The organism is Mucilaginibacter lappiensis (genome assembly GCF_900155965.1).
In the GTDB taxonomy this organism is placed as follows: Bacteria; Bacteroidota; Bacteroidia; order Sphingobacteriales; family Sphingobacteriaceae; genus Mucilaginibacter; species Mucilaginibacter lappiensis.
In genome coordinates, this window is sequence record NZ_FTMG01000002.1 from 405,384 (window position 1) to 428,635 (window position 23,252).

Here is a 23,252-nt window from a genome sequence, read left to right on the forward strand (position 1 = left end):
TCAATGAAATAGTTGTATAGTATTTGGGGTCTTTTAGCCGATTATAATCGGATTTGTTTAGTTTTGATTTGGGATAAAGAGGTTTATGAAACTTAAAATTATCGATTTATTTGCAGGTGCAGGAGGTTTTACCCTTGGGTTTAAACAGTTTAAGGCTGGAGATAAAGCAGTGTTCGATTCCGTATGGGCCAACGACTTTAATAAAGATGCGACGGAGACCTATAACGCCAATTTTGGCGTACATTGTACGCATGGTGATATTGTCAGCATTCTGGAAGACCCTGAAACGGTTATTCCTCAGGCTGATGTGGTTATAGGAGGGCCGCCCTGCCAGGGATTCAGCTTGCTAAACCGTAACCGCGAACTTGATCCGAGAAAAGCTTTATGGCTGCCTTTTATGGATATTGTACAGCGGTCAGGAGCTTCTGTCTTCATTATGGAGAATGTACCGGAGTTGCTTACTTCAGAAGAATTTAAGGAAATAGAAAGAGTTGCTAACGATCTTGGATTTACAATCAGAGCATCAAAACTGATCGCGGCTAATTACGGCGTTGCCCAGGTCAGGACAAGAGCTTTTATCATGGGGTCAAAATTAGCTGACCCTGAGAATGTGTTCCCGCCTTTGCGCACGCACCGTGATCCCCGGGATAAAAAGGCGCTGGATCTGAAATTATATAAACCGAATGCGCAGCCGTGGACGACATTACGCGAGGCCATTGGTGACCTTGATCAGCCTGTTGGGACGGAGATTAGAGGTGAAAAAGGCACAAATGTACTACATTTCGGAAGAAATCCGACTCCGATGAGCATCCAGCGGTATAAAGCCATACCGGAACAGGGAATGAACAGGTTTGACCTATTCCGTCTTGCTCCGGAATTAACACCTCAGTGCTGGATCAATAAAAAAAGTGGGGGTACCGATCTTTTCGGCAGATTATGGTGGGACAGACCATCGGTAACGATACGGACAGAATTTTTTAAACCGGAAAAAGGAAGATATTTACATCCTGAACAGAACCGGCCTATCACACACCGCGAAGCGGCCAGGATACAGGCTTTTCCGGATGATTTTGTATTTAAGGGAAGTAAAACCGAAATTGCAAGACAAATCGGTAATGCAGTTGCTGTCGGTATGGCAAAAACAATTGCAGCTACCGTATACGAACACTTTTTATTAACACAACCGGAACAAACACCTGTCACAAATAAAAGACTTAACTGCGAATGGCAAAAAAGAAACCATCAGCCTTTGATCTCCTGAAAACTAAAGAAGAACTTACTTCTTTGTTGGATAATTTTTCTGATCTGGTATCGTCAGGTACCGCCGACGTAAGGGCACAGGTGCTGGAACTTATTCCTGCTTTCTATTTATTAAGAAAACTTGGAACAAATATTCTTCCTGAAGGCGATGCTGTGGGTGCCAGGGAGCGGATACTGATATATCTGCAGAGATATCCGGAAAAGATTATCAGCAGCGATGAGCTGCTGGTCGTTTCAGGTATAACAGATTATCAGCGACGAATCAGAGAGTTGCGCTCGGAAATGGGGTGGCCGGTGTTGAGCGGTAATACTATCAAAAGTATGCTGAAGGAAGGTGACTGGGATAATGTAGTGGCAGACGTATCCGCTATTAAACCGGCTCAATACATTTTCCTGAAATCCGGTCAGGATAAGGAAGCGGCTTACCGCTGGAAACTGAGCAACGTGATTCGCAGAAAGAACATTTCCATCAAAGATAAATTACTGGAGTTTTTCAAAAATAATATAGGCCGAAGCATTACAGGTGAAGAGTTGAGTTACCTGGCAAAAGATGCTACAGAGTGGGCTCGGCGGGTTCGAGAACTCAGGACGGAAGAAGGTTGGCCGGTTAAAACAAGGAATACAGGACGGCCGGAATTGCCGGTCGGTGTATATGTTTTCGAAGAAGATAAGCAGGCTGAGCAGCATGACCGTAAGATTGAAGACAGTACAAGAATAAAAGTACTGGAAAGGGATCATTTCAGTTGCCGTAAATGCGGCTGGAATCTGAATATGATCAGGCAGGAAGATCCGCGTCAGTTCCTGGAACTGCATCATCTGGAATACCATGCTCATAAGGGAGAAAATTCAGAAGAGAATCTGATCACGATTTGTAATGTGCACCATGACTATATTCATAAACACAAAATGAAGAAGGATCAGGTGCTGGAATGGGTGGAAGAAAAATAGAAACTGTTCACTTTTAAATTACATGATTGTCTTCTCCCTGTCCTAAAAGTATTTCCAAGCTCCTTAAGGATTGTTCATTAGCGTGATGCAGGAAATATTTCTTGTATAAACAGGGGTGGATAAATATATACCATCGCCTTAGCTGGTGTAGTATTCTGGCACACAGGTTGCAGCTTATTTTTTATGGCAGACGTCCACTCGAAGCAAACAAGAAGTTACAATATGTCGCGGATCCGCGGCAAGGATACCAAGCCGGAAATGCTCGTCCGCAAATATTTATTTTCACGTGGCTTCCGCTTTCGTCTGCATGTTAAAGATCTTGCCGGTAAACCTGATATTGTTCTGCCAAAATATAAAACCGTCGTATTTATTCATGGCTGTTTCTGGCATGGCCATGAAGGATGCCGTTATTATACTATCCCAAAAACGAGAACTGAATGGTGGCTTAATAAGATTACCGGAAATACAGTTAATGATAACAAGGCATTCGCTACGTTGACAGAAAAAGGCTGGAGAATAATAACAGTATGGGAGTGTGAGCTTAAAAAGCAGGTAATTGAAAATACCATGACTGAGTTAGAACAGCTTATTCTAAATAGCCACCGATTATCCTAGTGATGATAACGGATGGTCTGAGCAAGTATATTGTTAGTGATTGAACAAGCCGATTTCTTCCTGCGTAAGTGTCCCTACAATAGCTGCTCTGTCCAAATATTGATTCATTCGCTCGCAACTCGTTTCAGGGAGTAGAACACACGAATAACAAGCCGCCAGATTCAGGCCCATAAAGCCCTGCCCACTGTCAGCTGATATGCAAAGTGGATCTGATGAACACCAACGGGCTTTATCGACTCCTTTAACCATAATATCCCTCAGATTTTCGGGCAGACCCTTTTCGACGAGGCCACCGAGCGAGCCTTCAGCGTCAGATGTGGTTGTATATATGAGAATGCCATTCATTTCTTCATTTGTCCCGATTTTCGCATCCTCACTGCAATAGATAATTTCTGCCAGTGACGAAAGACTATATCCACAGTCTTCTGACAATTCTTTTAGCAAAATGTGCGAAAGCGTATGAAGAAACAGATAACGTTTGCTGGTCATTTTTTTGTTTTGACCGAAATCGGCATTCGCCTGTCGCTGATTGTTATTAATCACATCCAGGCGCCTGTCGGGATATGCTTTTGTCCACTCATTCAGCAAAGTATCACTGAACCTAATAAGTATTCCTTCGCCTTTAACTTCAAATGCAGGTAACTCCCTGGTGTGAACAGGATCTTTTCTTGAATCCTGAATCCGCTCAAATTCCTCAAGTTGCTTGCCCTGTAGGTTGTCGGCCAAGTCTGCGAAAACAAGCTCTTCACCCATCAAAGGTTTAACTCTTGTAAATCCCCGATAGACTTTCAGTGCCGAAATCTTTTCAAGGAGAACCACTTCGGAAAGCATTGCTGAAGGCAAGCCACTATTATATACTGCACCATTGATCGCTCTCTTTTTGAACCATACCTTTTCGTCATCGTTTATTTCACCGGTGAAGGCTTTGAACTCCTGGAGACGTAGTAACTCAGAGCGTTCAGCCGCGCGTTCAGCCGGGGAGTCACCAAAGAAATTGGAAATAAATTGTATGATCTGTGCCAAAGAATATCCTAACCGAAGTAACCCGTGGTTGGGGTTTCGATTCACCACTTTTAAAATATAAGTTTTCCACTCCTCGTTGATCATTGACGCGTATTCATCAGGCGCATCATCAATCCTTTCGGTCATAAGAGTCTGTATTTTTTGCTGTACTTCAGGCGGGCATTGCTGGTCATAAGTGGATTCAGGCAATAATATTCCGCTATAAACTATCGGAAATATAACATTTCCGGCACCTTTTTGAAGTGTCCTAGGGAATCGTCGTTTAGCAGTATCAGTTAATTCGTCTCCGTTCCAGATTGTGCTTTCATCCGGAACCGTCACCACTTCTGAGATAAAGGAGTTATCATTGTGCCATCCTTTCCATGGTTTAGGCAGAAAGCCATTTACGTATTGAAGATAATTACCCTCGCCCGCTGTTCTTTCCGCAAAAATCTCCTGATCAAAAATTTTGCTCAGGTCCCGCACGGCGACGAAGGTATTGTCTTCCTTCCTGCTTTCAATCTGTATATCCGCCAAGCTGGCAGAACCACCCTTTGACTTATAGTAAAGCTTATTTCCCTTATTACGTTCATCCGGTTTGTTTTTGTGAACATACCAATCCCAAGGAAAATCGTCAAGAAATCCTTCTTCCGTAGCTATAACAAATCTCATGGGAATAACGGCGGGACCTTTGGAAGTCTGATGGTTAAAGCATGCCGGACAATGAACCGGTTTCATTTCTGTATTATAACTTCTACCCCGTGGCGTTGGCATCATTCCTGATGTCCTGTTAGTCAGATGCATAAGGCCACACTGTGGACAGTAATTCATTCTCGGAAAACGGATAGCCCAGGTACTGAGCGCGCTGATGCCATCCCTCGCAGGAGGAAGAATAAAAGCATCAACCTTAAATGCTTCTGCCAGTCTGGCGTCATTTACAGTGTTTCTGGAATTTGGCTGATTTTGTCCTGCCGGGTCCGGATTTCCCCAGTCATTGTACTGATGATCATGATTGAGCATAATCAATGATAACTGTGGAAAGTCAATCATTGAACCGGCAGGCCAGGTATGTATAACTTGAGATTGTCTGATATCGTAACTCATTTATTGATTTTTAATAGATACAGCGGAAGACACTTCAACATTTCTAAGGGTTTGCATTGTCGGTATGTGGTCAGACAGAACACTTTCAACAAACTGTGCTGGGGCATTGTATACTGCGGTATGATGTTGCAGTGTCGGCATAAATCCACCCCCAAGCGGGTCCGGTTGAAGAAAATCCATGTACTTTGCGAGTCTTCTGTTTCCCTGAAGATCTTCTGTTTTGCCGAGAAACTCCTCTTTGATGTCGTTAACAGTGCGCGCGATTTCCGGTCCCGCGGCCTGACCGTATATCCCGGTTCCCCGGTTAATAATATCCAGCATGATGTCATCAACAAAAGCACGAAAATCGCTTCCTGAACCATCAAAGATGCCGTCATTACCATCCAAAAAGAGACTTTTGGTCAGCGCAATTAATACCGTAGGTAAGACCTTTTCCAGCGCCGGGCGTGAAAAAGGGGTTACCGAACTTGATTCTACATATGAATAATAGGCCTGATGGAAGGCTTTGAATTTTTCATAATGAGATCTGTCCCTGTTTTTTGTCGGTGAAAGAAAAGTAAAAACGATACCAGGCCTTTCTCTTCCCACACGTGAACTTGCCTGAATGTATTCCGCGGAAGTTTTTGGTTGCCCATTGATAATCATTGTATTAAGCCTTGGTATGTCCATGCCAACAGAAATCATGTTGGTGGCGGGAGCGATCTGAACTGGTTCGTCTTCTCCCGGCATAAGCCTAGTAACCAACGCCATTAACTCACTGTAGTTTTTCTTGCTGTCATCCGTAAATTCCAAGCCTATATCCTTGAAAAACTTTTCTGTCAATAATTCATCGTTCCAGCGCGAACCTTTTGCAGACCGTAGTGCGGGAAAACTACGAATACCGGATCTATAAAGAAATTGAACAAGTGGATGATTCTGATCGGCTCCCCCCGGGAGTGTGGTTTTTTCCAGTTTATCAAGGCCTGTGGTAATTTCGTCAGAGGTCATTACACTTGACAATTCACACAGCATATGCTGATCAAAAGGCCTGATAAACGTTTTGAATTCGTTTGCAAGTAATTTCCTGTAAGCGACAATGTCATCTGTTAGAAAAGTCCGGAATCTGCCAAGCTCCTTTAATGCGTTAAAATATACAATTAGCGTATAGTAATTATCCAGATCTTTATTTGATTCGGGAATGGCGGGAATTCTTTCCATAAGCACAGACACAAGACGAATGAGAGCGGTACTGGTTGTAGTTCCTGATGGCATCAGGCCTATATATAGTCTGTTCTTTGGATCATCCCCCTTGATTTTTTTGGCGTAGAAAGAGTCGTCAGCATCAGTACCCGGGGGCGGGAACTGCATGAATCCTTTCCGACCGTAAAGGCGGTGGCACTGTTGCGCCGCATTTCTTACGGTTGCAGTTGCTCCGACTACTTTTGCAATATTTCCTCCTGCTTCACGACACATGCGGTCAACCACTATTTCGTAGACACCGTAAATTGTTCCCAGCGCCGAACTGATAAGATGTAGTTCATCCTGAATAATCAAATCGGGTGACGGGTAAATCCGCTGAATGTTGCCGTTTGTAAAAGCAGTGTTAAAAATGTTAAAGCAGGTGCTATTCCATGCTAACTGGACGAATTTATCTACAGTTGAAAATAACAGGGATGGTCTTTCTTCGTAAATGACCTCATCCACTTCGTATACAGGAAGCGTATGATCAGCTCTGGAGTTCAGAGTAGAACTACTCACATGAAAGTGGCACAGGGTATTCGTACACCCAATAAGATATGCCCCGGTTTCTACGTTTCTGGAATTTTTCTTTCTGAAATACCCCCATCTGCCGGTGACGCTCCCTGCTAAGTTTTCTTTGACAAGCCGGTTCCCGCAGCAGGGGCAGGAAAGAAGTGGCGGAGATGTCCGGTGGCCATCCGGTAAACGGCCGCTATTGATCTGTGTGATAAAATTCCCGTAATCACTAACCTGAGTCGCAATCTTGTTAGGTGTCATCGAACTGCCCATCCATATGCCATTCGAAATCCTTTTGGAGCCATAATTTTCTGGCTCATTTCTTCTGATCAGGTCGCAGGCGCAAATCATAATTGAGGCCCTTTCAAATTGTTGCTTGTTGAGCAAACGAAGGGTATAACGCATGAGTACGGAAACACCTGCGCCATGATTGGGATTCGTTTTTTTGAACTTTAATCTCCTGTAAAAGATCGTGAACGCAGTAAGGCCGAGGTAGGCTTCGGTTTTGCCGCCTCCTGTAGGAAACCATATCAGGTCAACAGTATCGCGATCAGCCGACTGGATGTCTGTGATTCCTTCAATTTGTGATAGTAGAAACGCCAGCTGGAAAGGTCGCCATCTCGCGAGAGTTCCTTTTCTTGCCGTATCTGCATTAACATCCAGTGCACCACTATTCCATATTGACCCGGCGGTGGCATCAAACGGAATGAGGCGATAGTCAGGCATCGCGTCATCCTGCTCAGGTTTATTGTGTTGCACACGTTTCATTTCGCGGCGGTGTCTGCTGAAGTCAGCCATTACCCGTTGTATAAACATTGCACGGTTAGCATCCTGAAAAGCCTTTTCTGCTTCAGGATCATTGAACAACAGATTTATACCGTTGTTCATTCTTTCAGCAAGTGTTGAACATGACTTCAGATTGACAAGCGCTTGCGCACGTAATTCCTCAGGCAGAGTCGAATCGTTATTAGTCATATTATACTGGTTTTCAATCCAGCTTTGATACAACTTTACAAATTCTTCAAGTTCGCCCTTTATCACATCACGACTATAGCCCGCTTCTTCTGATTTTCCGGCCAACCTTTTAATATAAAGTACATTTCTTTCATGAAAAACCTCAGGATTCAGGTCAACGCCATTTACTTTTTCTGCCGGCATCACTGCTGTTCTTACACTTTTCACTGAACTTTCATATTCATCCCATTCTACCGAGATACCGTGACCAAGTGCCCATGTTTTGTAATTCCGGTACAAAAGTTTGAGATTAAGATCTTCCTTACTTAGTAGTTTCAGGTTGGTGAGATCTTCAAAGCCTTCAAAACCAGCGGCATTATCAGCTGTTATTTCCGGTTGAAAAAGACAATCTTCCGTTTTCTTCTGCTGCCGGAAATTTGGCGAGTTTCGTTTGTTGATAAGTGTAAAAGTTTTAATTTCAAGATCGGGTGTATGCCGGTAAGGTCTCGTAACTATAGAAAGTAAGGCTCTGTCACCCAGTGGGATCGTACTGATTTTTCCCTTTGAGTCTGATTCCGTCGCTCCTTCTGTTATTCCATTTGTTATAATAATCTGCTGGCTGTGATGCTGATGTTTCCAAATGATTTTTTTTATAGCATGTCCGTTGGCTTCTGTTTTATCCGATTGTTTTTTAGTATAGAACCCAAATTGGACATTAAGTGTCAGACTGGGGTTTTTCTTAGTAAGCACAGAAATTCCGGCAGCTGAGGGTCTGAATTTTGTGGTGAGTTCAAGTTCATCGGGTTCAGAGGATCCACTGTTCTCCAGAGAACTTCTCATTCTTTTTCCTGAATCACTTTCGGGAAGATCCTGTGCATCAAAACTTTCTTCTTTATCAACATCCGGTGCTGTTGTAAATTCAGGAAGATCATCGTCAAAGTCCGGTGTTTGTTGTAACCTCGGATAAAGGATTCCCATGGTATAAAAATCCAGTGGATTTTTGTCGAGTTCCTCTCCCGGTCCATATATCGGACCCGAAAGCAGATCACTGACTTCACTGGCTATTTTTGCGCGGATATCTGTTTTCATGTACTATAAGTTTGAGTCCTCTCTGTCTTCAATAATTGTTTTAAATCTTCTGTCCAGAAAAAATATACTTTGAGCGGTAGCTCTTGTGTTTGCTATATAGATCAGACTCATTTGAATATGATTATTAGTATCGTAGTTCTCCGGACCTGCGATCAGAATAAATTCATTTTCCAGACCTTTATAGGAATGGATGGTGCAGATATTAACCTTGCCGGCTATATGAAAGGCGCACTCTGCAAAAGATCCATTTCCGCTTTCCATCAGCTGTGTGAGCTGTTTTTTTTCAGTACAGAGTATGGTGATATATTCTTTTTTTATGCCTTCTTTTTCCAGTTTAAGGAGAATTTCGTTTATTCGGTTGAACAGGTCCGGTCCGGGGTTGTAATACCTGATTTCGCTGTTCCAGGTCTGGGATATTCTGAGACAGGCCATTTCGGGTAATCCGGTTTGTACTGCTGCTCTTTTGATTGTGGAACGTGTATTTCTGCAATTCAGCTGCAAAAGAGTAACAACCGATGGATATGCTTCTCTGAAATATTGATAATATTCTTCAGCGTCGTCGTTGTAAATATTCTGATATTGCTTATCCAGAAATACTGTCCAGTTACCCGATTCAAATCCCCCTTTAAGAAGTTTCCCTAAAGCCTCCATCTGATATTCATTGAGAATATCCTGCCCCTCATCGATGATGAGGTAATCATAACAGCCGGTCTTCGAATCTTTAATATTTCTGTTAAAATAAAGTGGAAGATCACGGGACCAGTAAACCTGATCGCCGGTTACGGGTGTGGACCTGCCATTAAGATAAGTTTCGTCTTTAAGCAGTTCATGGAGGTTTCTGATTTCATAACTTTTGTTAATCCCACCTTCAACCGCTTTGCGGTTCAAATGGTCTGACAGATTTTTGTTAAAACAGACCAGCAGGGTTTTCTTTGATTCTGTTGCTGATCGCTTTAGCAACTCAAGTGCAAGAATGGTTTTGCCGGTCCCGGGGCCACCCATGATAAGACCACCCTTGCCGGGATTATATTTTAAATTGTCAAGCACATACATTTGCATACCCGTAAGCCTGCCCAGCTCGTGGTGACCTTTGGCCAGTAAATCCGATATAGGTAAGGTAAAATGTAGTTCCTGTCGGAAATATTTACTGATCGTAGTAAGTTCTTTATGACTGATGCCCGACCGGTTTCTGAATTGTAAATGATCGGACCAGTAAGATTTTATTTTCTTTATATAATCCATCAATCCGCCGGGAGACTTATGATTATTATAATCATACAGTAGTTGTGGGTCAAATTCCATAGCCCCGTTGGTGGACTTATGAAATTCGGATGGCCTGAGGCAATCAGGAAATATAACACCAATACCAAAAACAAGCCTCTCTGTAACCGAACGGCTATTAAAAAGTTTGGGCAAGAGAAAGTCTCTTGTCCGGAAAAGAGAATCATAGGCTTGTTTAAATGGGTTTCCTTTTTCAGTTCCCCCTAAAACATACCATTCGTTTTGTAAAGAATCATATTTGATCTGACCACCTTTCACCTCGAAAAACAAAATGCAGTCCTTATCCAGATAAACAAAATCTATTTCTCCTTTTATTTTTTTACTTCCGGTATCGGCCAGATCAAGTGAATGAAAAAAATAGTGGTCACTATTATTGAAATAGCCACTGTTATTTGCAGCCAGATAAATTTTCTTTTCTGCCTCTGAGCTGAATTCGTATCCGTTGAGAGTAGCTGGACTGATCGGCATATTACTTGATATAAATTCCTAAAACCGGTTTGATATCGACATGATCGACGAAAGCATTGAGCAGCTTTTCATCGAAGATTCCATCCTCCCCATAATTGATACCTTTCAAATTGAAAATCAGCTTTCGCACAGCACTTCTTACAAACATGATTTTGTGTCTTTTTAAAGTTTTGTTTTCAGTCAGATAACGTTCCTTCATTTCGTCCTGTATCACCGCCATTTTGATAAGGGTAAGCAGTAGCTTTTTGAAATTATGCGGCTGTATTGTTTCGCCATCTATCCAGTTTCTGATCGTTCCGGAGCTGATATTGAAGTCGTTTTCTATAAGCTGATCCCTAAATTTGTCTATTTCCTGATAATCTGTAGTGATACAGTTATTGATTTTGTTTCGCCATTCTTCGTCATACTTCAGGGAAGACGCCATTTTTTCATCCTGAGACAAAGCATTTTTCAGAATAAGTTTCATTTCCGCCCTGTTTTTCGGTAAAAGCACGAGATCACCGGTCGCAAGATGCTGGACTTCTTTCTGCACGGAATCTTTCTCTCCTTCAGCGTGATCTTCAAAATAAAAAACTGATTTATTTTCAGGCCATTCCACATGAGTGCCGTCCTCAAAAAAAACAAAATAGGTCTTTACACCTTTTTTTTTGGTTTTTGCAGTGTCATTATTAAAGAAATTTAAGACCTCGTGAACGTAATCTGAAATATCTTCAATATCTGCGGATTCGTCAGTTTCGGCAACAATTTCTGCTTCATCTCCTAAAGCGATTAAACCGTTATCCTGTTTGTCCGAAGTTTCCGGTGGTGGTTCAAGATTAAGGAGATTATATTTAATATCTGTACCGCTTATTCCTGCAAGACCCGCAACTGATTTATCAAAATGATTAGTAATTATTCTGCTGCTTTTTTTGTTAACAAGGAACACCTGTTTATTGCTTAGTAGATTGACAAGTGCATTGTTCAGTACATCCTTGTTCCAACTGAGATATATGATGAGATCCGGCAGATCATTATTCGTCTCTCTTATCTGCAAAAACTCCTTCGCTGTGCAAAAGGATATATTTGTCTCTTTTAAAATTACAGCAAGTTCGGATTCAAAAAAACTGCGGTCGTCTTTATCGGTGTTATTGGTTACAAACACAATCTTTTTTAAGATAGTATTATTTTGTGCAATAATATGGCGTATATCCGTAAGATTACCGCCCGAAATGTTTAGTGAAGCAAGAAAATCCCTTGTTTGCTGAATCAGCCCTTCATCCTGGTTGTTACTAAACCATACCCGCTGATATTCATCTAATTCCAGATCTATGGCCTTATTCAGTTTAAGAAAGGTTTCTGGTTTATAAAATGATAATAACTTATCACGTAAATTATATAGATGACCGATTTGTCTGATGGTTTGTCCGTTGCAGAAATTGTTCCGGCCCAATTCTTTCCATTGGTGCAAAAGGTGCTCTGCACGGGCCTGTATGGACTCCAGCATTTTGTCGGTTATTCTTTTTACCGAAATGCCAGGTTCACGCATATCAATGCCATCAAGTAAGATTTTTTCCCTTGGTGTAACCTGCCAGGCCTCCGATCTGATCTCGTATTTTGCCATCCATTCGTGAACGGAGAAATTTCTGTTTTTACAGATCAGGTAAATGTCTTTCAGTACTGTTCCGAGGCGGTCGAAATAAATCTCTTTTAATTCGCTTATTCTCTCATCCAGTACGCCCGATCTTTCCCATACTTTAAGCAGTTCATCAAAATCATCAATGATTACTGTATTCAGATGGTCGATTTTGTTTTTGCCAGCCTCAATTATATCATTAAATGCCATCACACTATCGTTTCTCGCTACAAGAATGGTTACTGGCTGATTTTTTGTTCTGGGCGCAGAAATCAGATTAAGTTTAATGGCATCTTCGGCAAAAGATGCTATCTGAATGTTTAAATGCTGACGCAGATCGTGTCCGGCTACCCGCAGGTTCCGAAGGAGTGTTGAAAATTTAGAAACGCTAGAAAAAAGAATAACGCCTTCGTGGTTCCGACCACCGTCAAGCAAAGGTAATGTGAATATGTTCTGCTGACTCGCATTATCCAATTGGGCGAATGCGCTCAGCCGCTCACGTATATCAGCCGAATTTTTATAGCTATCCCATTTAAGTTTATAGTCCTCCTCGAAGGACAATTCATGTTCACTTATTCCGGAACGCAGCTGGATCGTGCGGCTGATAAAATTGATCCCTGTAATGGAACAGATACTGGAATTGTACCTGACTGATTTTTTGCCAGGCGCGAATTTTTCAGTGTTGAAACGCTGCGCAGTAAGTGCTTTATTGACAGCTTTTCTGTAGAAACCTACAGCAACATAAAAGGGTAGAAAGTGAATGCTGGCTGAATTCTCCTGTAAATACAACTCAATTATCCGGTTTTTTGAATCAACCGTGTTCTGGTAAATCAGGAAAGGTAATAAGGTGTTTTCACTGAAAGCAGAAACTTCAGCGTCATTAAGGTTGAATCCCGTGTTTTTAAGATCCGGGAATTCTGTTGAAATATAATCAGCTATGTATTTTTTATTCAGCATAATTTATTTCAGAATCTGCATTTGTTAACTCTTCGTGCTTTGCCAGTACCCCTTTCACGATATTCCCTATCTGAAAAGCAAGATAAGGCGGCACGGCATTACCCACCTGATGGAATTGCTGGGTCTTAGGACCACAAAAGAAATAATTGTCCGGAAATGTCTGTATCCGAGCGGCCTCTCTTACCGTCAGGCTTCGGCATTGTTGCGGATCATAATGGATAAAGTAGTGTCCGTCTTTTGAAATATGACTCGTTACAGTCGTTGCTGGTTCATCCGGTAGCTGCACGCGGAATCTGTCATTAAATTTTCCGGATTCAACATTTTCATGGTCGGGAACAAGATCATCTCCGAATTCCCTGTAATCCTGCATTCTAGGAAATTTACCGTAAACCTCGCTGTAAAGTGCCGCGAACAGATATCTTTTCAGATCCAGTGATAAATGAGCACGGGATGCGTGCTGAACTACACCTTCTGTTTTTTTATCACTATACCAGCTATAAAGCGGATGATCTGTGCTGAGTGTGCCTTTAACATAAGGACGATATTCTAAACCTGTGTCAAGTGGAAATCTGTTGCTGCCTGCGTTACCGTCCGGAAAATGAGATGAAAGGTCCGATGCGTATTTACTGACTCTGCCGGACCAGTTCTCAAAAGAGTCTTTGACCGGCAGGTAATGTCGTTTCTTTTTTAATAGTCCATTAGTGAAAACCTCCTCTGTATGTGAATAATCGCGGTATACCCCGCTTCTTACCTTAGGCAGCATTCCGATAACAGAACTGAGGTTCACCTTTGGTGATTTCGTGAGTATTCCAGGTTCTGCCTTAATGCCCTCCCTTATGCCCAGTAATATTACCCGATGCCTTTTCTGCGGAACACCGTAGTTTTCAGACCGTATAAGAAAATCGCTGTCTGTTTTAACCTGATTGGTAACCAGAGAATGTATTTTATATTTTGAGGAAACGTGTTCCGGAAAAACGGAGGATGGATCGGAAAGGTCAGCCAGTATCCGTGGAAATATTTTTTCTCCGTTCAATTCAGCGGACAATAATCCCTTAACATTTTCCATAACAAATACCGCGGGCTGATGTGCTGCGATAATCCGAAGGTATTCCTTGTAAAGGTGAACCCGATGATCATCCTCATGAACTCCGCCAACACGCGATCTGCCGACAAGGGAGTAAGCCTGGCAGGGCGGCCCGCCGATCAGCACCCAGTTTGTTTGATGCTCAAGTGCCTCTGATATCCGGGAATCCATTTCTTCTGAAGATGTCGCCCCCAGTGTGGCCTGCCAAGCTTCCTTAATCGCGTCCTGCCAGGCATCCGGGTACCGGTCATACAGTTCGGCCTGCGTAATTTTCTGCTGAAGAAAGTCGTAATACTCCGCTGGCAGGGCGTTCACCGGAAACTGGCGGAGAAAAGACCGCAATGTGAGCGTCTGATGTGCAAAAGCATCTTTTTCAACGGACAGTTTTATTTTAAAAACCCGGTCGCCCTGAGTATCCACAAGAGTACTAAAGCCTTCGGCTAAACCGCCGGGGCCGGCAAACAGATCAATGATAGGAACAGGCATCTACAGAAATTAATTATTAAATATAAAGCTAATGTATTTTAATTTAGGGATTGATTTTCTATTATATTCAGGAGAATTTTGTTTTCCTGTTGCGGCTCCTCAATACGCCAGTCTTTAAATTGCAAAGTATTATAAAATATCAGGTATAAATATTTTATACGGTCTTCCACCGCGGACTGCCATGCTTTGCGCCGTCTGTCGGGCCATTTGGCAGGATTGCCAGTGCAGCCGTACCACGAATCCCTGTTATCAGTATTTATACAGGATGCTTCAGTAAAATCTTTTTCTGTGGCATATTTAAGTTGACGTGCAACTTTATCCTCACGGAAGTCTGTCATATCCATGCGGAGTTTTTCAGCCGGACAAATATTGCCGTCAGAGCGGTTAGCCCACAACGGCCAGATCCTGTAGTTTCCGATTGACCCGAGATATAGTCCGCGGCGTTCTCTGAATGCATTTTCCTGGTCAGGTGTCGCGTCCGGAAGATTGTTTCGTGCCCCCTGTCCGAAAATGTGCGAGGCAGGGAGTATGTGGTCATAGTCATAAGGGGTATCACTGGCATCTTCGCTCATGGGATTATAACCGGGAAACCACACCGGAATATCAGATCGCTGAAACCAGAGTAACAGCTCTTTTTTCCACCAGAAAGAATGTCGGAAGGCATGAAACGGATCGGTTTCTTCTCCGAGCAGGGCATCCCAATGTCGCAGGTAGCCATCAGCAGGCTCATTTCCGAATGAAAAGATCTGATCCGGCTCCGGCATAACCTTAGCCAGATCATTTTCAAGGCATTCGAGATATATTTCCCGATCCGGAAAAATGGTGTTATTTGTCGAAGTTATAACTCTTACCGCTACTTTCGATGCTTTGTCAGGGTCGTCGAATCCGACAAGAGAATAAGATAAATATCTGAGGATACCTTTTCTGCTGATCTCAAGATCTGTTTCCTGATCCAGTTGCCGGTCTATCCAGATAAGAACAGGATGTATCAGAGATGCCCGCAGATGAAGTAACAGAGTTCGAGGTAACCCCGGATCGCCTGAAGGGCCATTCTCACGAAATATTGCCAGCTGACAAAAATGACTTAGAATGCGAGTAAAGCGGGATACCTGCAAATCATCCGGTAACATGAGTTTCTTCATTTCATTAAGAAAAAATGATTGATCATTGTCGCTTCTTTCCGCTATCCATTGTCTGAATTTTGTAACATTGGGCTTTGGATCATCATTTTTCTTCGCCCGATGCGCTGCAAGCCTTGATGCGGCCATGACCAGCTTGGTAGGTGTGAAAAGATAGCCTATCTCAGGATTATTTAAAATCTGGGAAACGAGATTATAGGCTTCATCCCACGATGATTTCAGAAGGGAATAAGCCATTTCTTCCCCCTCAAGCGGAGTACCATTAGCGTTTACACGTGTAAAAAGTACTTCCAGGGGGTCTATGTTTTTCGAGATGTTTTGTGATACCTCTTCTTCTGTGTGAAGCAAAAGTGAAATATGCCGTTGCCTGGCTGCTTCTTTGCTTAAAAGATTTCGCATGCTTTTAAGTACGTCTTTGAAACAGTCGGTTGGTTCTGCTGTCCTGTTCGATTTATATTGCTCTGGAACATACTCCATAATACAATTCCAGTCAGCTTCGCAGAAATTGCCGGAATAGCCACCGCAAGCTTCAATTAGGATATCAACGGGTACGGGTAGTTGTGACTGTATGGGCCAGGGGCTGAGTCCATTGAGGCGCTGATAATCATCAAGCACGGTTTCATGATTGATTTTTAACTGATAATCATAGTGAAGATTGCTTCTCGTCAGTAATTTCCTCGCATTCTGCTTTTCCGGATCGGAGAGTTTTCTTACCGGAGTCTCTTTGTTCATTCCCCATGGCTGATAGTTGGTCAGTAATCTGAATATAAACTTCCTGTCGTTATCCTCGGGGTTGTGGAAAGGTAAATGAGGATCAAGATCTATATATAGTCTTGCGGAATTGGTTGCCTTAAATCCCAATAACAGCGCACGTGTCCTTTGCTGGCCGTCTAGCAGGAAATAGCCGTTTCCCGGCTGCTCCTTTTGAATGCCGTCAAGCACCGATCTGGCAACAGTTTTTTGTTTTCTCTCGGAAAGATAAAAGCTTCCAATGGGGAAGCCCCGTAATAATGAATCCCAAAGCCGTTCAATCTGAGCGACATTCCACACAGAATTTCGCTGAATAGGCGGTAATTGAATACAGTCGAACTCGGCATGATTTTTATTCAAAAACAACTCGGCATAGTGAATAAAAGAAATGTGGCTAATATCAGTTGATTGGAAAAGGTCTGGCATTTGGTAAATATAGTTGATTCGTGGTATAGTGTTTTTATACTTTCACTCAAATGAGATTAATGATTATATAAGAGGCTTAATAGTAAGTATTTTGATGTTTGGTCAATAATATATCACATTTAATTTATTGTTGACCCGGTCTGAATAACAAACGAAATCTTGGCTGGAACGCAGGCCCATTGGCTTCCTCCTTTTCTGGGCAAGTACGGTTTAAAGAGTGCCCTGCCTGATATTTTCAACCGAGTCTTCGCGCACATCCACCAGAAGCCATTTCGGATTGCCAATTGTTTCTGCAACTGTGCGCAATGTCAGTGGATAATCGATGATGTCGAGTTCTTTTGGTCCGTTCAACAGAAAAAAAGGACTGTCTTTTTATAAATTTTAGGATAATTTTATCTATTTTAGCATAACAGTTTACAGCTACAACAGACAAAAATGGTTGCGGTGAGTAATTTAGTGAGTCAAGACATTTAAGCTTAATAAAATATTGATAACCAATTGGTTATAGCTAAAAGTTAGCTAACCCTACGGGCTACCAAGCCGCTTTACGAAAGTAGAGCGGCTTTTTTGTTTGGTATACTTATTCGCAACGATATAACAAACCGGTGAAACGAATGCCGCCTACCCATCCCAAAACCGAACGCCCTATGTTCGCTTCTATTACAGCAAAACATATTTATCATCGTATAATTTTGTATATATCAATATGTTGTAAATTTGGAACAGCGTTTGGGCTATCTAAATTACTTGAATCCTGATATATTCCATATTAACCTGTACCATGTGGCTGCCATGGCAACCCTGTTTTCGGGGTTTACACTTGCGCTGCTTTTAGCATTCGCAAAAAGGGAAGGCCAAGCAGCCAACCTGTTTTTAAGTGCCGCTTTAGCTGTAATTGTACTGAAGACTGTTGGGCTTTCGCCGCTTCTTTTACCCGTGCTGGGGCCGTTGTTGTATTTTTATGTGCGGCGGATGACGGCACCAAACCTACAATTTGGCCGAAAGGATGTTCTGCATTTTTGCCCTTTGCTGGTTGCGTATTGGATGCCGCACTGGTTAGTTTTAATTTTGGTTATTGCTTATTTATACCTGTCGCACCGGTTGATACAGCATTTTTATAACCGCTTGCAGCCGGTGCTAATGGATAGGCCGCGCTTTGCTTTCCGCCGGTTGGATAAGGCCTTGCACCTGCTCGCGTTGCTCTGCGTATTGTGGCTGTTTAATGATGTCTTGAGTTTTACCGTTGCTTTTGTGCTTATTGGCGTGGCTGCCGAAGTAATGTTAAAATTGGATAGCAGCACGCAACTGGTCACGTCGATAACGGATAGATACGATGCAAAGGAAAAAAGCCGCAGGCTAAAGGAAGCCGTAGCCGCAAACCGTTTTTACGAGGATACCGAACTGACATTGACTTCCCTGGCAGTAAAGCTGAATATCCATCCGCACGATTTATCGCGGATTATTAATGTTGGGATGGAAAAGAACTTCAGCGACTTTATTAATGAGTTCAGGGTTCGTGAAACTGCCCGGAAGATGCAGGACCCGGCCCACGACCGGCTCACGCTGCTGGGGATCGCCTACGAGTCGGGGTTTAATTCCCAAAGAACTTTCAACCGTGTTTTCAAAGAGATGACCGGCAAAACCCCGGTAGAATACAAAAACGGTCTGAAAAAAGAGTTGCCAAATGATAAGTTGGCCATCCCATCACACTTACCGTCGGTAATATTGCGTTCAGGAAGCCTGATAAGTTGGGCTCCTGTAAAATTAAACCGCAATTATATGTTTAAAAATTATTTCAAAATTGCCTGGCGTAACCTTATTAAAAATAAAGTATTGTCGCTTATTAATATCGGCGGACTTGCAGTGGGTATGGCAGTGGTAATGCTAATCAGTTTGTGGGTTTTGGATGAAGTATCATTTGATAAGTATCACCGTAATTATCACCATATAGCCCGGGTAATACAAAATGTGACCAATAATGGCGAAGTGAAAACCTCCTTCCAGGTACCATACCCTTTGGCAACCGAGCTACGCAAAAGCTATGGCAACGATTTTAAGTCTGTGGTAATGTCGACAAGGCCGAGGGATTTTATTCTGGCTTCAGGTGACAAAAAATTGAACGAGCAAGGCTGCTTTATGGAAACCGGCGGTCCGAACCTGTTCACACTAAATATGCTCCGGGGCAGGCGCGATGCTATAAAGGATCCGTCATCTATATTAATATCCGAGTCGACAGCTAAGGCGCTTTTCGGGAATGAGGCCCCGATGGGAAAAGTATTGAAGCTGAACAACCTGGAGAACCTGAAAGTTGCCGGCGTTTATTCAGATCTGCCTGAAAATACCACGCTTACCGGTATGGCTTTTATTGGTTGCTGGGACCGCTATGCAACAGATTACAGACTGAGCGGAATGCGCAACCCATGGGGGAACGGCATTGTTAATTTATATGTTCAATTAGCTGATAATGCCGACCTTGAGAAAGTGTCTTTAAAGATTAGGGATGAACAGCTGCGGCATTTAAAACCGGTTTCAGCTAAAGCGAAACCGGCGCTGTTCCTGCAGCCAATGAGTAAATGGCATTTGTACAGCGAGTTTAAGGACGGAAAAAATATCGATGGCAAAATACAATATGTGTGGCTTTTTGGTATTGTTGGTGTATTTGTACTGCTGCTGGCCTGTATTAATTTTATGAATTTAAGTACCGCCAGATCTGAGAAACGCGCGCGCGAAGTAGGTATTCGCAAGGCAGTTGGTTCATCCCGCAGCCAATTGATACACCAGTTTTACACTGAATCGTTACTTTGCGTATTGATGGCTTTTTTGGTCTCGATACTATTGGTGGAGTTAAGCCTTTCTGCCTTCGATCAGCTAACCGCTAAACAAATAATTATTCCCTGGAACGGCCCTGCGTTTTGGCTCGCCGGTATTGGCCTCAGCTTTATCACCGCTATTATCACCGGCAGCTATCCGGCACTCTACCTGTCGTCATTTAAGCCCGTGAAGGTATTGAAGGGGGTGTTCCGCGTCGGGCGGCTGGCTTCGGCCCCGCGTAAAGTACTGGTGGTACTTCAGTTTACAGTTTCTATCGTGCTCATCATCGGTACTCTGGTCGTTATCCGGCAGATACTTTTTGCCAAAGACCGCCCAATAGGTTATAGTCAGGACAGATTGGTTGCCATTCCGGTCCGAACTATTGAACTCCATCAACATTTTGATGTGATCAAACAGGCCCTTGCGAGCAATGGCACAATAACGGAAATGGCCGAAGCAGATGCTCCACCTAACAAAGTTGCTGGTACTACCAGCGGCGTCGCATGGTCTGGAAAAGACCCCAATCTGGATGTCAGTTTCAGCCAGGACGATATTTCATACGATTATGGCAAAACCATTGGCTGGGAATTTAGCGCAGGCCGCGACTTCTCACGATCATTCCTTTCCGATTCATCAGCGGTGATCATCAACCAGGCAGCAGCTGATTTTATGACCATGAAAAAACCGACAGAAAACTATATAACCTTTTATGGCAAACGGTTTAAGATCATAGGCGTAACTAAAGACATCATTAACCGTTCGCCTTATGGACAGGTGCCACCTATGGTTGATTTTTTAGCGACAGGGCCTGGAGGCTGTTTACTGCTAAAGATAAGTCCGAAAATGAGCGGTAGTAAAGCCATTAGTAACATCGCTTCGGTATTAAAAATCTTTAATCCGGAACAGCCATTTGAATACCACTTCGTTGATCAGGAATATGAAAAAGAATTCGGTGATGAAGAACGAATAGGTAAGCTGGCTACTGTTTTCGCCGGCCTGGCTATATTTATCAGCTGTCTCGGGCTCTTTGGTATGGCATCATTCATGGCCGAACAGCGCGTTAAAGAAATAGGTGTACGCAAGGTGCTTGGCGCTTCAGTGTTCGTCCTGTGGCAATTGTTATCGAAAGATTTTGCCATACTGGTGGCTATTTCAATAATTATAGCCTCGCCTGTGGCTTATTATTTTATGCACAACTGGCTGCATAACTATCAGTACCATACTGATGTTGCCTGGTGGATATTTATTATTACAGCTATTGGCGCTATATTCGTCACATTAATAACGGTAAGCTTCCAGGCCATAAAAGCCGCATTAGCAAACCCGATAAAAAGTTTGAAGACAGAATAACAAGCTATGTCTGCCGACTTTTTTATTGTGGGAATACGCGAAATGAGCGGACGAGTATTTACGCATAATCTTACCTTATAACTTGGCTTTAAGTTTTTTCTCCCAGATTCTAATCAGGTTTATCATCTGCGAATCTGTAAGTTGCTGAGACCAAATCAAAGTTCTGATCCCGTATTCTATCACCATAGAGGCCTTCCCAGCTTCGATAAAATATCTAAACACAGTCCCATTTTGGAGTTGAAGGGTTCCAAAGACATAGTTATACTTTTCAAGCTTAAACTGCAAAGGCGGTGTGTTTTGTATTGCGCTTGTCATGTCTCCAATATTCTCAATGTCATTTTCTTTGGTAACAATGCGCCGGGTCGTCAGTAAACTGTAGTTGTCAGCATCGATAACGGTTGAGCAAATGATTAATTCATTTTCTTCTACGTCTAATTGTATCTCTGGGTAGAGGTGTACAAAATCGGAATTGTTTTCATGAAACTTTGCCCATTTAAAGTCGTATGGTTTAAAAGTAGCCCTTTTTATCTCATAAATAGCAAAGCTGTGTATTACCTGATCTGATTTTGTCACGTTAGATTTGCGTTAACTGCGTTAAAATAAATTTTTATAAAGCTAATTAAAGAAGCAGGCAACAACAAATCGACTAAAAAAGGTTCGAGATCTGTCCTCTACGGGCTTTTTACTGGAAATACCTGAAAAACCCGGAACATCTTTACTCTCCGTGATGTTTTATGTTTTTACTCTTGCTTATCAACAAATACTTGTTTAATAGCTTCCAGATATCCAATTTTATTTAAAGTATCAGGTTCTAAATAACTACCCTCGGTCCATTCATTCCATGAATTAATAGTCAGGATTTTAGTTTTAGTGAGGTGATTATCCATGAAATCTTTCGCTTCTATCAATGCATTCTTAAAGGCCATAGGTGTATTGCCAATGATAATTGGTGTATAAGGATATCCAAAATTTCCCCATAAATTTTCCTGGTTAGTACGCGGAGATGAGTCCCAACCCATAGATACATTAGGATAATATGGTACGTTGAATTTTTCGCTTGCACTTAAAGCGTATTTAAAATATACATTCTTTACAGAATCATATGCGTTGGTTGGAAAGTTACTTAATACAACATGATGTATCCACACGTAATCTGTTACCGAATTGAACCCTAAATTTTTAATCAAAACGTCTGGAGAAATAATTGTTTTTTCGCCAGGAAGTATCGTATTACCCCATACAACTGCATTGATATTTAAATCTTTAAAACCTGCTTTTTTTGTTTTAGCACGAAAATCAGCAATGGCTCTCGCCGCTGCCTCTTGACTCCCAAAGCTATCAAGGAAATTCCCAAGGTCATAAATCGAAAAATAGGGGCATCCATCTATTTTCCAATAGGACGGGTGTTTAAAATATTTTGTAATGATATAGTCTGTCATTTTATCCCAGGTTTCGGGTGTGATTTTACCTGGATACATCAGCTTTTGAGCTTGCCCATGAGTAGAGGGGTGAAGGTCGAGCCAATCGTGGTTGGCCCACATTAAACTAAATTTCATCAGGCGATTATTCTTAGCCTTCATAAAACCATCTTCTAGTCCTCTTTGCAAAAACGGTCCATCATTATAATAATACCAGTCGAAAATGAAGGCATTAATTCCGTGCGTAGAGGCCGCCTGTATTTTTTGAGCCATATATACTGGGTTGGCCTCATCGGTATATCCCCATAAAGGAACTTTAGGTTGATGATGCCCTTCAAAACGTGGTTTTGCTTTTTTAACAAGTTCCCATTCCGTCCAGTTCTTTCCGCGGTATGCTTCATTCCGTTTATCAACATGATAATCCGGGAAGTAATAAACAGCAATTTGATATTTCCCATTTGATATTTTTTTTTGCTGACTATATACGCTTGTGGATACGCACAACAATAAAAACATAGTTGATACAATATTTTTCCTGCTCATAAGATTTACTTTTTGTAAAGCTGCTGTGGTTACACGTTAGGTATAAAAGAAACAGCGGATAACTGGTTTATTAAAGCAGTAAGTTAAGAACATCCGGACTCCTAACCGTCATGCACTGTCGTATCGAAAAATCACAACGCCTGGATCAATATTATCCAGCTAGTTTTTCGATAGATATGGCAATCCAGTTCCTGAAGTAATAAAACTTAACACTGATAAGA

The 23,252-nt window shown here is 42.3% G+C and carries 12 protein-coding genes; 4 read left to right on the plus strand and 8 right to left on the minus strand.

Annotated features, from left to right (window positions below):
• Positions 1–85 precede the first annotated feature (85 nt).
• The 3 genes from BW976_RS05955 (at position 86) to BW976_RS05965 (ending at position 2,823) form a co-directional block, all read left to right on the plus strand.
• On the plus strand, positions 86–1,261 hold the full coding sequence (locus tag BW976_RS05955; protein WP_076371395.1) for a DNA cytosine methyltransferase: 1,176 nt from the start codon (positions 86–88) through the stop codon (positions 1,259–1,261).
• Positions 1,225–2,208, plus strand: coding sequence for an HNH endonuclease (locus BW976_RS05960; protein ID WP_076371397.1), 984 nt, complete (start codon positions 1,225–1,227; stop codon positions 2,206–2,208). The genes BW976_RS05955 and BW976_RS05960 overlap by 37 nt, the downstream gene beginning before the upstream one ends.
• 183 nt (positions 2,209–2,391) lie before the next feature.
• On the plus strand, positions 2,392–2,823 hold the full coding sequence (locus BW976_RS05965; protein ID WP_076371399.1) for a very short patch repair endonuclease: 432 nt from the start codon (positions 2,392–2,394) through the stop codon (positions 2,821–2,823).
• A 33-nt stretch (positions 2,824–2,856) separates the two neighbouring features.
• On the opposite strand, the gene drmB is transcribed toward BW976_RS05965, so the two are convergent.
• From drmB to BW976_RS05995, 6 genes are read right to left on the minus strand one after another with little or no spacing between them, the layout of a single operon-like run.
• Positions 2,857–4,929: a DUF1998 domain-containing protein gene (gene drmB, locus BW976_RS05970; protein ID WP_076371401.1), complete on the minus strand. Its 2,073-nt coding sequence runs from the start codon at positions 4,927–4,929 to the stop codon at positions 2,857–2,859.
• The gene (locus BW976_RS05975; protein WP_076371403.1) at positions 4,930–8,706 is read right to left on the minus strand and encodes a helicase-related protein; all 3,777 of its coding nucleotides are present in this window, start codon (positions 8,704–8,706) and stop codon (positions 4,930–4,932) included. It lies immediately after the preceding gene.
• 3 nt (positions 8,707–8,709) lie between these two features.
• Positions 8,710–10,455 carry a nuclease-related domain-containing DEAD/DEAH box helicase gene (locus tag BW976_RS05980; protein ID WP_076371405.1) on the minus strand — a complete coding sequence of 582 codons (1,746 nt, stop codon included), beginning with the start codon at positions 10,453–10,455 and terminating at the stop codon, positions 8,710–8,712.
• A gap of 1 nt (position 10,456) precedes the next feature.
• On the minus strand, positions 10,457–13,024 hold the full coding sequence (locus tag BW976_RS05985) for a hypothetical protein (protein WP_076371407.1): 2,568 nt from the start codon (positions 13,022–13,024) through the stop codon (positions 10,457–10,459).
• A complete protein-coding gene (locus BW976_RS05990; protein WP_076371409.1) occupies positions 13,014–14,594 on the minus strand; it encodes a DNA cytosine methyltransferase in 1,581 nt (526 codons plus the stop codon). The genes BW976_RS05985 and BW976_RS05990 overlap by 11 nt, the downstream gene beginning before the upstream one ends.
• A gap of 38 nt (positions 14,595–14,632) precedes the next feature.
• The gene (locus BW976_RS05995) at positions 14,633–16,909 is read right to left on the minus strand and encodes a DUF262 domain-containing protein (RefSeq protein ID WP_076371411.1); all 2,277 of its coding nucleotides are present in this window, start codon (positions 16,907–16,909) and stop codon (positions 14,633–14,635) included.
• 747 nt (positions 16,910–17,656) lie between these two features.
• On the opposite strand from BW976_RS05995, the gene BW976_RS06005 reads away from it, so the two are divergent.
• Positions 17,657–21,070 (plus strand): ABC transporter permease, encoded by a 3,414-nt coding sequence (locus tag BW976_RS06005; RefSeq protein ID WP_139332211.1) that lies wholly within the window; start codon positions 17,657–17,659, stop codon positions 21,068–21,070.
• A gap of 75 nt (positions 21,071–21,145) precedes the next feature.
• Here BW976_RS06005 and BW976_RS06010 read toward each other — a convergent pair whose 3' ends face one another.
• Positions 21,146–21,643 (minus strand): hypothetical protein, encoded by a 498-nt coding sequence (locus BW976_RS06010; protein WP_076371413.1) that lies wholly within the window; start codon positions 21,641–21,643, stop codon positions 21,146–21,148.
• 167 nt (positions 21,644–21,810) lie between these two features.
• A complete protein-coding gene (locus BW976_RS06015; protein WP_139332212.1) occupies positions 21,811–23,031 on the minus strand; it encodes a glycosyltransferase WbsX family protein in 1,221 nt (406 codons plus the stop codon).
• Positions 23,032–23,252: the final 221 nt, after the last annotated feature.